Origin of the sequence: Marinobacter sp. 3-2, assembly GCF_003751355.1 — a bacterium.
Classification (GTDB): domain Bacteria; phylum Pseudomonadota; class Gammaproteobacteria; order Pseudomonadales; family Oleiphilaceae; genus Marinobacter; species Marinobacter adhaerens.
On sequence record NZ_RJUQ01000011.1, the window covers coordinates 15,213 to 30,781 of the forward strand.

The window sequence follows — 15,569 nt, forward strand, 5'->3', positions numbered from 1 at the left end:
TTACTATTTCCGTTGTAAAATTTTCCGACAATTTTTGATGAGGGATAGGACCTGCCCAAAACGCTCGACAACAATTCCTGAGGAGTTGGTCTAAAAGCTCTCGGAGCATTCCAAAACGTTCCATGGTTCGATTGGCAACTTGTGCTCTAGGAATCAATACTTCTCTTGTGTGATTTGATTTCAAGCAGGGAGAGCACTCATGCTTCGCCAAATCATTTTCCCAGTGATTGTCTCAGGTCTAATGATGACCGGTTGCCAGACCTGGCCACCTCAGGATCCCAATAGACTGCCTCCCTCTGCTGCGTTACCAGCAGAAAGTCAGTCCGGACAGGTTCAGGTTTTTTACTGGGATGGCATATCGGGGACCGCTACGGAAAACCTCACGTCCATTCAAAGGTACCCCAATGCTCCGGACGCCACCGATATTTTATCCACACTTCAGGGACCGACGAACCGTGGTGAAGGTTTTGGTAGCCTAGTGCGTGGATACATTATTCCGCCTCAAAATGGTTTATACACATTCTTTGTAAGCGGAGACGATCAAACAGAATTTTGGTTAAGCTCAACAGAAGCCTCTTCGCAAAAAGCTAAAATAGCAGAGGTTCCAGGTTGGACAAGCCCACTGTCTTACACCAAGTATTCTTCCCAACGATCCGGAGCGATTGAGCTTCAAGCCGGCGAAAAATATTACTTTGAAATCATTCACAAGGAGGGCGGCGGCGGTGACCACTTTAGTGTTGCATGGGAGGGCCCCAATATAAGTCGAACAATCATTGGCGGCGAAAATATTGCAAGTTATGCAGGGGCCATAACCGGTGGTACAGGAGAGAGTTCCGATGAAGAAAGCTATCGATTCGGATACTTAGTCGGCTTTCACGACGGTTCGCAAAGCATTGCATTCAATCCACAGTTTCCACCTCTGGACCAAGACGATGACGGGATCTACGACAATTGGGAAGTGGTGTACGGTTTAGATCCTGAAAACCCCAACGATGCCGCCTCAGATCCGGATAACGACCTGCTTGTAGCTGCCGATGAGTTCTTGCTTGGCACTTCCGAAAACAATGCCGATACCGACGGTGATGGTATTCCGGACGGCGCTGAGTTCGCTATGGAGCTAAACCCGCTGGATTCGACGGATGCCATAGAAGATCTTGATGGAGACGGTGTCAGCAACGTAGATGAATACGTTGCCGGGACAGACCCTTCGGATAGCAGCTCTCTACCTGAACAGGAAACTGCACTTTCCTATTCGAATGGCTTCGTAGGTCAATATTTCCTCGGCACGGAGTTTAACGAGTTCGTACTATCACGTCGGAACGACAGCATCCAGTTTTCTGTCGGTTCAGAAGGGTTTATCGAGGAACAACCAGCCGACAATTTCAGCGCGAGGTGGTTCGGTGAATTCACCGCCCCGCACTCGAGCGGTAGCCGCGAATACATCTTTTACGTCGTGACCGATGATGGCTCAAGGCTATACATCGATGGCCGAGAGAGAATATCGGCGTGGAGAGATCAGGGAGAAACCACATATAGCGCAACGGTATCTCTTGAACCAGCGCAAACGGTCACGCTAGTAATGGAATATTACGAACGAGCGGGAGCAGCTGTGGCTCAGCTCTTCATAGGAGATAACACATCGGGGGAGATATTGAACACGGCTAATGTGGTTGCATCGCCAGACTTTAGCATGTCATCAGGCACTGATTCGGACGGAGACGGAATTCCTGATACTTGGGAACTTCGAAACGGGCTCGCATCTTGGGAAGCCAACGCGTCAGACATCAATAACAACAGCGGAGTTACTAATCTAGAAGCCTTCAATGCTGATTTAAGTCCATGGACTTTGACCTCCCTCGCTTCACCTGAAAGTCCAACCGTCGATGACGGTGGAGGAATTACTGCTCCCCAACCAGCGCCCTCTTCAGCCACATTAACTTGGACGGCACCGCTGACGAGAGTAGACGGGAGCTCCATCAAGTTGAGCGAAATAGCCAGTTATGAGGTTGCTTATGGAACTGGCCAGAATGATCTGGACAACACTGTAACCGTGGACGGCGGTGAAAACAGCGTTGTTATCGATGGGTTAACCGCGGGCACCTGGTTCTTCTCGATTAGGGTAATTGATGCTGACGGACTCGCGAGCGCTTATTCGGAAGTCGTCAGCAAGCAGATCAAATAGCTCGTCTATAAACGAAACAGTGCCATGAACTCATTGACTGGCGTCGCTTCCAAGGTTTGGTGATTAGTACAGGTATCTATGATATTTTTCCGCCGATTCAGTGGAAAACACGTCGCCAGATTCGTGTTAAATTTCTCTTCCAACAGCGGGAGGCCTTCGGTCCTGCGTCTTCGGTGGCCAATCGGATATTCCACTGCCACGTTCTCTGAACTTGAGCCGTCTTTAAAGAACACTTGCACTGCGTTAGCAATGGATCGCTTATCAGGTTCGATGTACTCACGCGTATAGCGCTCATCCTCAACCACCTCCATTTTATTCCGAAGCCTATCAATGATCGGATTCGCCTCGTGGAAGTCGTCCTCATAATGCTCGGCTTTCAGACTTCCGAAGATGAGTGGCACAGCAGTCATGTACTGCAGGCAGTGATCCCTGTCTGCGGCGTTCGCGAGTTTGCCAACTTTTGAAATAATCCGGATGGCTGATTCATGGGTGGTGATTACAATTTTATCGATGTCATCAAGTCGGTTTTTTACTTCCGGGTGAAGGGTCACTGCCGCCTCCGCAGCCGTTTGTGCATGAAACTCAGCCGGGAAGGAAATCTTGAACAGTATGTTCTCCATCACATAGGAGCCGAATTCCTGTGGGATTGAAAGCGCTCGTTCCCCTTCAGGTTTAATTTTCTGATCCTTGTTGGTTTTGCTAAACAGAACATCGTAAAAGCCCCACTGAGGCGCTGTCAGAACACCGGGTATCCCCATTTCGCCTCGCATCGCAATGTCAGCCAGCCTGACAGCCCTTGACGTTGCGTCCCCCGCTGCCCACGATTTTCGTGATCCTGCGTTGGGCGCGTGGCGGTATGTTCGCAGGGCCTGTCCATCGACCCAGGCGTGAGACAGTGCGGAAAGCATCTGCTCCCGGTTTGCCCCCATCAACTTCGCTGACACCGCTGTTGATGCGACCTTAACCAGCAGAACATGATCAAGCCCAACGCGGTTAAAGGAATTCTCAAGCGCCAGAACGCCCTGTATCTCATGGGCCATAATCATCGATTCCAACACCACGCGCATGGTGAGGGGCTCTTTGCCTTCCGATACACGCTTCTGGGATAGATGATCCGCCACAGCCAATATGGCTCCCAGGTTGTCTGATGGATGCCCCCACTCCGCCGCCAGCCAGGTGTCGTTGTAATCAAGCCAGCGGATGATGCAACCGATGTCCCAGGCAGCTTTCACCGGGTCCAGCCGGTATGACGTGCCGGGCACACGGGCCCCTTGAGGTACAGTTGTGCCTTCGACCATGGGACCGAGGTGTTTGGTGCATTCAGGAAACCGAAGCGCAAGCAAACCGCAGCCGAGGGTGTCCATCAGGCAGTAGCGGGCGGTAGTCCAGGCTTCTTCGCTGTCGATCTGGTAAGTGAGGGCGTAATCGGCAATTTTCTGGAGAACGGTGTCGTAGTCAGGCCGTTCGTTGAGATCAAATGTAGCTGTCATTGAGCTTTTCTCCGTGTCGAATGGCTTTACAGGCAGTCTAGTTGGATGTGTCACAAAGTGCAGTCCCAATGCCTGTCTGGCTTTCTGCCCGGAAAAAAGACAGCGTCAGGTTATTTAACATTTATCGTACTTCTAGCTTTTGTCTATTTGCTATCTTCATGTTTTTAATACGCTTTTCCTTCCTGGCCTTTTGTTTGCAGCCGATGGTTTGAGACAAATGTCTCTCCAAAACGCAATAGAACACCGGAAACATTCGATAGAGGGAAGATAATATGATTAGGAAAAATCAATTCGGTGGACGTATAGCAGGCGCTTCAATAGCACTTGTTCTCTTGGCCGGTGCGGCCAACTCAACAGCTGCTCCGATTACATTTTTCGGAGAAGATCCCACAACGGCTGGAACACTGGGCCCAAACTCGACAGCAGCCAGAAACGACTTCCTCTCCAATCTCACAGGAGTTGGGAATGAGGACTTTGAATCCTTCTCGCTGGGAGATGATGCGCCCTTAAACCTGACCTTCCCAGGAAGCGCAGGAACCCTGGGTGCAACCCTTACAGGAACCGGTGAAATAAATGACTCCGGTCCTGGCCGTTTCGCCACATCCGGTACGAATTTCTGGGAGGTTACTACCGGCTCCTTCAAGATCGATTTTTCCGATCCTGTCAGTGCTTTCGGGTTCAATGGGATCGATATCGGAGATTTTGTAACGGACCAGATGGTGCTGAACCTTACCAACGCGTCTGGCGGGACTTCAGAATTGACTGTCCCGCACTCGTTGGGGATTGGGAACAATGATCAAGCAACCCTGTTCTTCGGGTTCTACGATCTTTCCCAATCTTATACCAGTATTGAGTTCACGAATGCCGGCGGTGGAGATTTCTTTGCTTTTGATGACATGGTCATTGGTGATGCAGAGCAAGTGACTCCAGACCCGAAGCCAGTGCCTGAACCATCAACGTTGGCGTTGTTGGCTATCGGACTGCTGGGTTTTGGAATCAGACGTCGGTTCACGCCGCGCCTGCGCCAGTAAGACGAAAGAGCCCTGAAAGTAAAAAGCCATTTGGTTGAAAAACCAAATGGCTTTTTCTTTTATCGAGCTAGATTTGACGCTTTCTTCTGCTCAAACCGAGGCCTGCGAGGCCCAGGCCAAGCAGCGCAAGAGTTCCAGGCTCGGGAACGCTTGCAAACGCATGGTTGTCGGTCTCAAATGCTTTGCCTGTGCTGATCAACTCAATGGTGTCGAAAAGCTCTGAACCGAAGAAGAAGTTCACATAGCGGTTATCGTTCAGGTTAACCTGATTGCCCTCAACCAGAATGTCGGGATCGACGGCCTGAAGTTGCGACCCGGTAACAAGCCAGTTGTCACCAGAAATCGAGTTAGAGAACTTGATCGAGTTATAGTTGTCGATTGAACCCCAGAACAAGCCGAAATAGTTGTATGAACCGCCTGGATCCAGAGTCGCCGACACACCGTTGGTGTAAGGCTCGGGCACGGTCAGATACTCATTGTCGGGTCCCAGATTGAAAGGCGCCGCATACTGGCCGCTCTGGCTTCCTGTGACAACATCGTAGCTTCCTGTGCAGCCTCCTGCGTAACTACAGCCACTGCTGAAATCGATTTCGGTGGCGCCTGCAACACTGCTGTTGTATACGCCGCCGGCTTCAACAGTAATCAGAAGGGCATTGGCGCTGCCACTGGCCATTAAACCGGCCGCTGCAGCTGCGGTGAGGAGTTTTCCATACTTCATAGCGTGACCCCATTAGTCCTGTTTGTCAGGATTCATTCCTGCTTATCAGAGTTCTCGCGAGAGAACCGGGGTAAACAACGCGCAAATCGTGCCATGAACGACGGATTACACTGAAAACAGCACCTTATTGACTACACACGTTCATTGGCAGAACACAATGTAAATAAAGCTGACATATAGGAAACGAAAAAGCGCGGGCATGCTCGGGCACAAAAAAGCCGGAGCATTCGAACTCCGGCTTAATGGCTGGCCCAATCGCTAAAAGAGCCTAGAAGGTATTCCCGGGCACCCTCACCCAACCTTCCATCAAAACCCGCGCACTGCGGCTCATAATGGCTTTGGTTGCGGTCCACTGACCATCCACTTCCTTCGCTTCTGCCCCTACACGCAAAGTGCCTGATGGGTGACCAAAGGTCACATGGGTACGGTCGCCACCGCCAGCAGCGAGGTTTACGAGGGTTCCGGGAACGGCCGACGCCGTGGCAATGGCCACCGCCGCGGTGCCCATCATGGCGTGGTGGAGCTTGCCCATGGACAGAGCGCGAACCAGTACATCCACGTCCCCTGCCCCGATGCTTTTCCCGCTTGAGGAAACGTAGTCCGAGGGTTTCGCCACGAAGGCCACTTTCGGGGTGTGCTGGCGATTGGCCGCTTCTTCGATGTTCTGGATAAGCCCCATTTTCACCGCACCATGGGCACGGATGGTTTCGAACCTCGCCAGGGCCGCGGGATCGGAGTTGATGTCGTCCTGCAGCTCGGTGCCTTTGTATCCGATGTCCTCGGCGTTCACGAAGATGGTGGGAATGCCGGCATTGATCATGGTGGCTTTCAGGGTGCCTACGCCAGGCACTTCCAGGTCGTCCACCTGGTTGCCGGTGGGGAACATGGAGCCTTCGCCATCAGCCGGGTCCATGAATTCCACCTGCACTTCAGCGGCCGGGAAGGTCACGCCGTCGAGCTCAAAATCGCCGGTTTCCTGCACTTCACCGTTGGTGATGGGCACGTGGGCAACGATTGTTTTCTTGATGTTGGCCTGCCAGATACGCACGGTGCAGGTGCCATTTTCCGGAATACGGTCTTTGGCCACAAAGCCGCCGTTGATGGCGAAAGCGCCTACGGCGGCGGTGAGGTTGCCGCAGTTACCGCTCCAGTCCACAAAGGGCTTGTCGATGGAGACCTGGCCGAACAGGTAGTCGACGTCGTGATCCGGCTGGGTGGGTTCTGCCAGGATCACAGTCTTGCTGGTGCTGGAGGTAGCACCGCCCATGCCGTCGATTTGCTTCTGGTAGGGGTCGGGGCTGCCGATCACCCGCAAAAACAATTTGTCCCGGGCTTCGCCCGGGCTCTGGCAGGCTTCCGGCAAATCCTTCAGCCGGAAGAACACGCCTTTGCTGGTGCCGCCACGCATGTACGTGGCGGGGATTTTTATTTGTGGCTTGTGTGTCATGCCGCACCTTCCGATTGCAGAAAATCCTCGGCAAACCGCTGCAACACCCCACCAGCGCTATAGATAGACACCTCTTCAGCGGTGTCCAGGCGGCAGACGACCGGAATGCGCTCGGTGCTGCCGTTCTTCCGATGAATGACCAGCGTGAGCTCTGCGCGAGGCGCAGGGGTGCCCTCCACGTCGTAGGTTTCGGTGCCGTCGATGCCAAGGGTCTTGCGAGTGGTGCCTTCCTCGAACTGCAGGGGCATCACGCCCATACCGATCAGGTTGGTGCGGTGAATCCGCTCGAAGCCTTCGGCCACGATGGCTTCTACGCCTGCCAGTGCCACGCCCTTGGCGGCCCAGTCACGGGAGGAGCCCTGGCCGTAGTCGGCACCGGCGATGATGATCAGCGGCTGCTTGCGCTCCATGTAGGTTTCGATGGCTTCCCACATGCGGACCACTTTGCCCTCCGGCTCGATGCGGGCCAGGGAGCCCTGCTTCACGTTGCCGTTTTCATCCCGGACCATTTCGTTGAACAGTTTGGGGTTGGCAAACGTAGCGCGCTGGGCTGTCAGGTGATCACCACGGTGGGTGGCGTAGGAGTTAAAGTCTTCCTCCGGCACGCCCATCTTGTGCAGGTACTCGCCAGCGGCACTGTTCATCATGATCGCGTTTGAAGGCGACAGGTGGTCGGTGGTGATGTTGTCCGGCAACACCGCCAGCGGACGCATGCCCTTGAGGGTTTTCTCACCTACCATGCCACCTTCCCAGTAAGGCGGGCGACGGATGTAGGTGCTCTGGGGGCGCCACTCGTACAGCGGGTTGGTGTTGGCCTGGGCATCCCGGGTAATGTCGAACATCGGGATGTAGGTGCTGCGGAACTGCTCCGGCTTCACGCTGGATTTCACGATGGCATCGATTTCCGCATCGTCCGGCCAGATGTCCTTCAGGGTGACGGGATTGCCGTCTTGATCGTAGCCCAGGGCATCTTTTTCGATGTCAAAACGGATGGTGCCTGCAATCGCATAGGCAACCACCAGCGGCGGCGACGCCAGGAATGCCTGCTTGGCGTATGGGTGAATCCGGCCGTCGAAATTCCGGTTACCGGAGAGCACGGCAGTGGAGAACAGGTCGCGATCCATGATTTCCTGCGCGATCTTCGGATCCAGGGCACCGCTCATGCCGTTACAAGTGGTGCAGGCAAAAGCCACCACGCCAAAACCGAGCTGCTCCAGCTCAGGCAGGAGTTTGGCCTCTTCCAGGTACATCTTGACGGTTTTGGAGCCCGGCGCCAGGGAAGTTTTCACCCAGGGCTTCCGGGTCAGGCCCAGCTTGTTGGCGTTGCGGGCAATCAGGCCTGCAGCCACCATGTTGCGGGGGTTACTGGTATTCGTGCAGCTGGTGATGGCGGCGATGATGCAGGCGCCATCCGGCATCTTGCCCTCTTCCTGTTCCCATTCACCGGCAATGCCACGCGCTGCCAGCTCGGAGGTGGGCAGGTGTGCGTGAGGGTTGGAGGGGCCAGCCAGTGTGCGAGTGACTTTGGACAGGTCAAACTTCAGCACGCGCTCGTATTCCGCGTTTTTCATGCTGTCGGCCCAGAGACCCGTTTCCTTGGCGAATTTCTCGACCAGGGCCACCTGATCGTCCTCGCGGCCGGTCAGCTTCAGGTAGTCGATGGTCTGACCGTCGATGTAGAACATCGCTGCGGTGGCACCATACTCCGGAGTCATGTTGGAGATGGTGGCACGGTCGCCCACGCTGAGGCTGTCTGCGCCTTCACCATAGAACTCCAGGTATGCGCCGACCACTTTCTCCTTGCGCAGGAACTCGGTGATGGCCAGTACCATGTCGGTACTGGTGATGCCGGGCTGCAGTTTGCCAGTCAGCTCTACACCCACGATATCCGGCAGGCGCATCATGGAGGCACGCCCCAGCATAACGCTCTCGGCTTCCAGACCACCCACACCCACGGAGATAACACCGAGGGCATCAACCATCGGGGTGTGACTGTCAGTACCGACACAGGTATCCGGGAAGGCTACGCCATCGCGGTTCTGTACCACCGGAGACATCTTCTCCAGGTTGATCTGGTGCATGATGCCGTTGCCGGGAGGGATCACGTCCACGTTTTTGAACGCGGTCTTGGTCCAGTTGATGAAGTGGAAACGGTCATCGTTTCGACGGTCTTCAATCTCACGGTTCTTCTCGAACGCGTCCTTCTCGAAACCGGCGTGCTCCACGGCCAGCGAGTGATCCACGATCAGCTGCGTCGGAACCACAGGATTGACCTTGGCGGGGTCACCGCCCTTCTCGGCAATGGCATCACGCAAACCTGCGAGATCCACCAGAGCGGTCTGGCCAAGAATGTCGTGGCATACCACGCGGGCCGGATACCAGGGGAAATCCAGGTCGCGCTTGCGTTCGATCAGCTGTTTCAGGGAATCCGTCAGCACCTCAGGATCGCACCGGCGAACCAGTTGCTCAGCCAGGATCTTGGAGGTGTACGGGAGCTTGTCGTACGCTCCGGCCTGGATGTCTTCCACGGCCTCGCGAGTATCGAAATAGTCCAGGTCGGTACCTGGCAGACTCTTGCGGTATTCAGTGTTCATGGCCGCTCCTCAATCGGAACCCACTTGGCATCCGCCGGGCCGGTGTAATCGGCGCTTGGGCGAATGATGCGGTTGTTCTCACGCTGTTCTTTCACGTGGGCGGTCCAGCCGGATACCCGGGACATCACGAAGATTGGGGTGAACAATTCGGTTGGAATGCCCATGAAGTGGTAGGCGGATGCGTGGAAGAAGTCCGCGTTACAGAACAGTTTCTTCTCGCGCCACATAACCGCTTCACAGCGCTCGGATACCGGATACAGCACGGTATCGCCCACTTCTTCCGCCAGCTTCTTGGACCACTGCTTGATGATGGCGTTCCGCGGGTCGGACTCCTTATAAATCGCGTGACCGAAGCCCATGATCTTTTCTTTCCGCTCAAGCATGCCCATCAGGCCTTCTTCGGCCTCTTCCGGGGTCTTGAACTTCTGGATCAGCGCCATGGCGGCCTCGTTAGCACCGCCGTGCAGAGGACCGCGCAGTGAACCGATCGCACCGGTCACACAGCTGTGAATGTCAGACAGTGTGGAGGCACACACGCGGGCGGTGAACGTGGAGGCGTTGAACTCGTGCTCTGCGTACAGGATCAGAGAAACGTTCATCACGCGCTCGTGCAGCTCGCTGGGCTTCTTGCCGTGAAGCAGCTCCAGGAAATGGCCGCCGATGGAATCCACGTCGCTCTCGGTTTCGATCCGAACACCCTCGTGGGCGAAGCGGTACCAGTAAGTGATGATGGACGGGAACACCGCCAGCATGCGGTCGATCTTGTCGTCCTGCTCGCTGAAATCTTCTTCGGTTTCCAGGTTACCCAGCATGGAGCAGCCGGTACGCATCACGTCCATCGGGTGCGCGTCTTTGGGGATCTGCTCAAGCACGGTTTTCAGGGCAGTCGGCAGGCCACGAAGGCTCTGGAGTTTTTTGGTATAGGCATCCAGCTCCTGCCGATTCGGCAATTTGCCCCGAAGCAGAAGGTAAGCGATTTCTTCAAACTGGGCCTTCTCTGCCAGATCTGCGATGTCATAGCCGCGGTATGTCAGGCCGGCGCCGCTTTTGCCGACGGTGCACAGAGCCGTTTCGCCAGCTACCTGGCCACGGAGGCCTGCGCCACTCAGTTGTTTTGCTTCAGCCATTGTTGTCTCCCATCTTTATCTTGTTTGGACAATGGGGTCAGATAACACGGTCATCTGACCCCAATCGCAGTCGTTAGCCTTTGCTCTGCTGGAACAGCTGGTCCAGCTTCTGCTCGAAATCGTGGTAGTTCAGGAAATCGTACAGCTCCATACGGGTCTGCATCATATCGACCACGTCTTTCTGGTCGCCCTTCTCCAGGATGTTCTGGTAAACAGTCAGAGCGGCCTTGTTCATGGCGCGGAAGGCGCTGAGCGGGTACAGAACCATGTCGGCGCCGGCTTCGGCCAGTTCCTTGCGGTTGTATAGCGGTGTGGCACCAAATTCGGTGATGTTGGCCAGGATAGGCACGTCCAGGGCTTCGGAGAAGGCCTTGTAGTGCTCAAGTTCCGTAACCGCTTCGGCAAAGATGCCGTCGGCGCCGGCTTCAATGCAGGCCTTGGCGCGCTCGATAGCGGCTTCGAGGCCCTCTTTTTGGAACGCGTCGGTACGGGCCATGATAAAGAAGTCTTTGTCTTCCCGGGCATCCACGGCGGCCTTGATGCGGTCGACCATCTCCTCCTGGGACACGATTTCCTTGTTCGGGCGGTGACCACAGCGTTTCTGGGCAACCTGGTCTTCGATGTGGACAGCGGCTGCACCGGCACGCTCCATCTCGCGGATGGTGCGGGCGATGTTGAAAGCACCACCCCAGCCGGTATCAATATCAACCAGCAAAGGTACGTCGGTAGCTGCGGTAATTCGGCGAACGTCCTCGACCACATCGTTCATGGAGGTCATGCCCAGATCCGGCAAACCGTAGGAGGCGTTAGCGACGCCGCCACCTGAAAGATAAATGGCCTGATGACCCACTTTCTCGGCCATCATAGCGGCGTAGGCATTGATGGTTCCGACAATCTGAAGGGGCTGGTTGTCTTTGAGCGCTTTGCGGAAGCGGGCGCCGGGGCTGAGTTTGTTGGACATGGTGTTGGCCTCTCTTGGTTATTCGTAAATTTGTGCGTGAAATCGGGGTCTGCCCCCCTTGTTCAAATTGTGAGCTCGCCTTCCTCGATCTTTCTCTCGATGTTCTGTCTTGCTGCGTTGATATGGCGTTTCATCAGAAATTCGGCGAGTTCCCCATCGCGCTGGGCGATGGCCTCGACGATACGGCGGTGTTCACCCAGTGCCCGCTGGGGGCGCCCGGTGGAGGTGCTGAGACGGTAACGGTACATCCGTACCATGTAATAAAGATCACCAAGCAGCATCTGGGCAAGTTTGGTATTGCGGCTACCGGTGGCGATTCTGTGGTGGAAGTCGTAATCCCCTTCGGCCTGGTAATAGGCCTGGCCCTGGGCTTCATCGATCATGCGTTCGTGGGTGTCGAGGGTAGCCTGAAGATCGGCGATTTCCTGGTCGGTCATGCGCTCGGCGGCCTGTCGAGCGGCCAGCCCCTCCATGACTTCGCGTATGCGGTAGAGCTCCATTAACTCGGACGCACTGACTGAAACCACCTTGACGCCGGCATGGGGACGGCGCACTAGAAGGCCGCGGGATTCAAGACGGCCCAGCGCTTCCCGGAGCGGGCCGCGCGTGAGGTTAAAACGGGAACAAAGCTCCAGTTCGCCGATCTTCTCGCCGGGCGCCAGTTCCCCTTTGACGATTGCCGTTTGCAGACAATCAAACGCCTCATCGGCGCGGGTGTAGGTGGTAGACAGTAACTCAGCCATAGTTTGTCAACAAAACCGGGTTGATTTTGAGCAAAGCTACGCTTGAGCGATCATATTGTCAACAATATTGGCTAAATTGAGCTGCAAATTGTTTACAATAGATAGAGCCAATCAGTAGATCTGGCGTTCGGCGATCGGTGGCGGAGTGTACTGATATAGCCAGGTTTCCGTCAGCGGCTCGCCGCCCAGCCTGAGGTACAGGCGGATATTGATGGGTTCAATCGAGTCATCCGGCACCAGGTCGAACATGGCCCGGTAGCCGTCGATTGCAGACAATGGTCTTGCGGAAGTGATTTCGACGTCTCCATGGCTGACAGTTATGACCGGCTCTACCTCTGCATCCTTGGCGAGCATTTCAAGCGCGCCGCCGGCGAAATCAACCGCAAAGCGCCAAGAGAAATAGGTGCGCTCCTGGCCCACGATACCGCCCAGCCCGGTCCTTGTTGCTTGCACCGTGGCTAATTCATAAGGTTGCAACGGAGCCTGCTCGCCCCAGTGCAGGCGGTAGCTATAGAGGTATTCCCGGCCTGGCAACAGAGGTTCCTGCGGATGCCAGAAGGCGACGATATTGTCGAAGGTTTCATCCACGGTAGGGATTTCCACCAGATCAACACTGCCCCGCCCCCAGTCTCCCCGGGGCTCCACCCAGAGGCTGGGCCGGCGATCGTAAAACACGCCATCATCCTGGTAGTGGTCGAAATCCCTGTCCCGCTGCAGCAGGCCAAAGCCAACGGGGTTGTTATCCTGAAAAGTGTTGAACCTGAGATTGACGGGATTCACCAGTGGCCGCCACAACCACTCGCCGTTGCCGTTGCGAATGGCGAGGCCGTCAGAATCATGTATTTCCGGACGCCAGTCGTAGCCCATGCGATCATCATTTTCACCCACCTGGTACATGCTGGTCAGCGGCGCAATCCCTGCCCTCGTGATTTGCGTTCTCGGGTATAGCGCTACATCCACATCCATGACCATGTTGCGCCCCGGGTCGAGCACAAATGCGTAGGCGCCGGTGGTACTAGGGGAATCCAGCAGAGCCCATACCCTGAGTAGCTGGCTGCCCGGGGCCGGTTGCTCCAGCCAGAACTCCGAGAAACGAGGGAATTCTTCCTCCCGATTCATGCCGGTATCAATCGCCAGCCCCCTGGCTGACAGACCGTACTGCATCTCTGCGCCAACCGCCCGGAAATAGCTTGCTCCAAGGAAGGCGGCTAGATCCAAGGCGAAATTGTTGTGGTAGTGAATCCGAAAACCGGCGTAGCCCAGGTCTTCTGGCAAATCGCCCAGGGGCTGATCGCCGTTGTACCGGAACAGATCCTGTCGATAGGCCAGTTCCGTTGCCTCGCCATCAATGACTTCATGGATTTTTACGGGTTGCTGGAAATACAGCCCAAGGTGGAAGAGCTGAATCTGGAAAGCAGTGTCGTCGTCGCGCCAGAGCGCCCGGTCGGGCCTGAAGGCGATGGCCTGGTAGTCATCCCAGGAAATGGATTTCAGTGATTGGGGCAATTCGTTTTTATGGGAGACATACGCCTCAGCTGCCAATGCCCGGGCCCGACCTTTGAGCCAGGCGTAGCTGAAGGTACGGGGACTGCTTCCAGATACTGGTTGGAGGCCGGTACCCATCGCAAGGGGCGACAGTGGTAACGCGCCAGCACTTACCAGTGCTCCCAGCCCCTTGATCAGCGTTCGTCTGTCCATTGGTCTCGCCCCTCCTGTACCGGGCTATAGATTGCCATAGAGAAGATCACGTGGACTATGTACGAACAATAAAAGGTAGAGAGCCTATTCGGGTAAGGAACCCACGCTGCCGAAAGCGCACCAAATGAGTGCAATCAGGCAAGGAGGATCGCACTAAGAGACCTCTGATCAGAGAAATTTTTGGTAATGGTAAACCTGAAGAACCCTCCTCTTAGGGGCCATAGCTCTTTGCTAGAACGTACAATTTCCAAAACCGCCCTGCATTTGTCGTTACAACTTGGGTAAACTCGGCACACTTTGTGATAGAACACTTGTTGATAGGCTTACGCAGAGGCGTTGAGCGGCCCACAGGGCGTGAAACCGACCATCAAAGGACGAACGATATGATCAGAAAATGCCTGTTTCCCGTCGCCGGCTACGGCACCCGCTTTCTTCCGGCCACCAAGGCGATGCCCAAGGAAATCCTGCCGGTGGTAAACAAACCCCTGGTTCAGTACGGCGTTGAGGAAGCCGCCGAAGCAGGTATTCACGAATTCGGCTTCGTGACCGGTCGCGGCAAGCGGGCCATCGAGGATCATTTCGACATCAGCTACGAACTCGAACAACAGATTGCCGGCTCGGGTAAGGAAGAGCTGCTGACCTCCATCCGCGAGCTTATCGACCACAACAGTTTTGCCTTCACCCGGCAGAATGAGATGAAGGGCCTCGGCCACGCCATACTGACTGGTCGCAACCTGGTGGGTGACAACCCGTTTGCGGTCGTGCTGGCGGATGACTTCTGCATTGGCCCCGATGGTGAAGATGGCGTCCTGGCGCAGATGGTGAAGCTCTACAATCAGTTCCGCTGCTCTATTGTAGCCATCGAAGAAGTGCCGGCTGATGAAACCCACAAGTACGGGGTGATCGCAGGTGAATCCATGAAAGATGGCCTCTACCGGATCACAGACATGGTAGAAAAGCCGGCTCCGGAAGATGCGCCCAGCAACCTCGCCATTATCGGCCGCTATATTCTCACGCCGGATATCTTCGAAATTATTGAGAAGACCCCGGCGGGCAAGAACGGTGAAGTCCAGATCACCGATGCCCTTCTTGAGCAGGCGAAAAATGGTTGCGTGCTGGCTTATCAGTTCAAAGGTCGCCGGTTCGATTGCGGCAGCATTGATGGCTTTGTGGAAGCCACCAACTACGTTTACGAGAATATCTACAAGAAAGGAAAGTAAGAAACCCCGGGGCGGGATCAGTTGCCCAGGATTTGCAGAATCATTCGCCGGTTTTCCGCACTTGTCCTGCGGAACCGGCGAAGAAGCTCCGCTTCTTCCGTGGTCAACTGGACCTTCTCGAGGACTTGTTCCAGCTCGTCCAGCGACTCGAGAAGTTCGTCGCTCTTATCCAGGGCAATACCGGGCAGCTCAAGTTGCCCATGGTCCTCAGGCTTTTCTGGCTCCCAGTGCTGAATGGGTTGCGCATGCTGCATGGCCACTTACCTCGTCATCCAAGCCGGGATACTTGTCCCGATAATGCCCTGCGAAGTGAATCAATCCGGAAATGTAACGTACATATAGCTTTGCACACAATCTG

11 protein-coding genes and 1 pseudogene are annotated in these 15,569 nt (G+C 55.3%); 3 read left to right on the plus strand and 9 right to left on the minus strand.

Translation table 11 applies throughout. The annotated features are described in order from the left end of the window. Positions 1-199 precede the first annotated feature (199 nt). Positions 200-2,182: a PA14 domain-containing protein gene (locus tag EDB94_RS01850; RefSeq protein ID WP_108017306.1), complete on the plus strand. Its 1,983-nt coding sequence runs from the start codon at positions 200-202 to the stop codon at positions 2,180-2,182. A 5-nt stretch (positions 2,183-2,187) separates the two neighbouring features. Here EDB94_RS01850 and prpD read toward each other — a convergent pair whose 3' ends face one another. Continuing rightward, complete coding sequence (prpD, locus tag EDB94_RS01855) at positions 2,188-3,672, minus strand: 2-methylcitrate dehydratase (protein ID WP_108017307.1); 1,485 nt, start codon at positions 3,670-3,672, stop codon at positions 2,188-2,190. A 272-nt stretch (positions 3,673-3,944) separates the two neighbouring features. On the opposite strand from prpD, the gene EDB94_RS01860 reads away from it, so the two are divergent. Then, positions 3,945-4,703, plus strand: a complete 759-nt coding sequence (locus EDB94_RS01860; protein WP_108017308.1) for a PEP-CTERM sorting domain-containing protein — start codon at positions 3,945-3,947, stop codon at positions 4,701-4,703. 67 nt (positions 4,704-4,770) lie between these two features. Here EDB94_RS01860 and EDB94_RS21000 read toward each other — a convergent pair. The 7 genes and pseudogenes from EDB94_RS21000 to EDB94_RS01895 all read right to left on the minus strand — a co-directional run. Further along, a pseudogene (locus EDB94_RS21000) lies at positions 4,771-4,860 on the minus strand (PEP-CTERM sorting domain-containing protein); the annotation flags it as partial. Positions 4,861-5,689: 829 nt separating this feature from the next. Continuing rightward, a complete protein-coding gene (gene prpF / locus EDB94_RS01870; RefSeq protein ID WP_108017310.1) occupies positions 5,690-6,868 on the minus strand; it encodes a 2-methylaconitate cis-trans isomerase PrpF in 1,179 nt (392 codons plus the stop codon). Continuing rightward, entirely contained in the window at positions 6,865-9,462 is a 2,598-nt protein-coding gene (acnD, locus tag EDB94_RS01875) for a Fe/S-dependent 2-methylisocitrate dehydratase AcnD (protein ID WP_108017311.1), read from the minus strand. The genes prpF and acnD overlap by 4 nt, the downstream gene beginning before the upstream one ends. Continuing rightward, the gene (gene prpC / locus EDB94_RS01880) at positions 9,459-10,589 is read right to left on the minus strand and encodes a 2-methylcitrate synthase (protein WP_108017312.1); all 1,131 of its coding nucleotides are present in this window, start codon (positions 10,587-10,589) and stop codon (positions 9,459-9,461) included. The genes acnD and prpC overlap by 4 nt, the downstream gene beginning before the upstream one ends. A gap of 73 nt (positions 10,590-10,662) precedes the next feature. Continuing rightward, a complete protein-coding gene (gene prpB / locus EDB94_RS01885; protein WP_062782672.1) occupies positions 10,663-11,550 on the minus strand; it encodes a methylisocitrate lyase in 888 nt (295 codons plus the stop codon). Between the two features lie 62 nt (positions 11,551-11,612). Beyond that, a complete protein-coding gene (locus EDB94_RS01890; protein ID WP_014577287.1) occupies positions 11,613-12,293 on the minus strand; it encodes a GntR family transcriptional regulator in 681 nt (226 codons plus the stop codon). Between the two features lie 111 nt (positions 12,294-12,404). Then, positions 12,405-13,991 carry a glucan biosynthesis protein gene (locus tag EDB94_RS01895; RefSeq protein WP_181258996.1) on the minus strand — a complete coding sequence of 529 codons (1,587 nt, stop codon included), beginning with the start codon at positions 13,989-13,991 and terminating at the stop codon, positions 12,405-12,407. Between the two features lie 383 nt (positions 13,992-14,374). Between EDB94_RS01895 and galU the strand changes: the two genes are divergently transcribed. After that, positions 14,375-15,211 carry a UTP--glucose-1-phosphate uridylyltransferase GalU gene (gene galU / locus EDB94_RS01900; RefSeq protein ID WP_062782669.1) on the plus strand — a complete coding sequence of 279 codons (837 nt, stop codon included), beginning with the start codon at positions 14,375-14,377 and terminating at the stop codon, positions 15,209-15,211. Between the two features lie 17 nt (positions 15,212-15,228). Here galU and EDB94_RS01905 read toward each other — a convergent pair whose 3' ends face one another. Next, a complete protein-coding gene (locus EDB94_RS01905) occupies positions 15,229-15,465 on the minus strand; it encodes a hypothetical protein (protein WP_041645256.1) in 237 nt (78 codons plus the stop codon). Between the last annotated feature and the right edge of the window lie 104 nt (positions 15,466-15,569).

Coding starts and splice junctions, on each gene's coding strand:
- EDB94_RS01850 (WP_108017306.1), top strand. CDS start 200: ATGCTTCGCCAAATCATTTTCCCAGTGATTGTCTCAGGTCTAATGATG.
- prpD (WP_108017307.1), bottom strand. CDS start 3,672: ATGACAGCTACATTTGATCTCAACGAACGGCCTGACTACGACACCGTT.
- EDB94_RS01860 (WP_108017308.1), top strand. CDS start 3,945: ATGATTAGGAAAAATCAATTCGGTGGACGTATAGCAGGCGCTTCAATA.
- prpF (WP_108017310.1), bottom strand. CDS start 6,868: ATGACACACAAGCCACAAATAAAAATCCCCGCCACGTACATGCGTGGC.
- acnD (WP_108017311.1), bottom strand. CDS start 9,462: ATGAACACTGAATACCGCAAGAGTCTGCCAGGTACCGACCTGGACTAT.
- prpC (WP_108017312.1), bottom strand. CDS start 10,589: ATGGCTGAAGCAAAACAACTGAGTGGCGCAGGCCTCCGTGGCCAGGTA.
- prpB (WP_062782672.1), bottom strand. CDS start 11,550: ATGTCCAACAAACTCAGCCCCGGCGCCCGCTTCCGCAAAGCGCTCAAA.
- EDB94_RS01890 (WP_014577287.1), bottom strand. CDS start 12,293: ATGGCTGAGTTACTGTCTACCACCTACACCCGCGCCGATGAGGCGTTT.
- EDB94_RS01895 (WP_181258996.1), bottom strand. CDS start 13,991: ATGGACAGACGAACGCTGATCAAGGGGCTGGGAGCACTGGTAAGTGCT.
- galU (WP_062782669.1), top strand. CDS start 14,375: ATGATCAGAAAATGCCTGTTTCCCGTCGCCGGCTACGGCACCCGCTTT.
- EDB94_RS01905 (WP_041645256.1), bottom strand. CDS start 15,465: ATGCAGCATGCGCAACCCATTCAGCACTGGGAGCCAGAAAAGCCTGAG.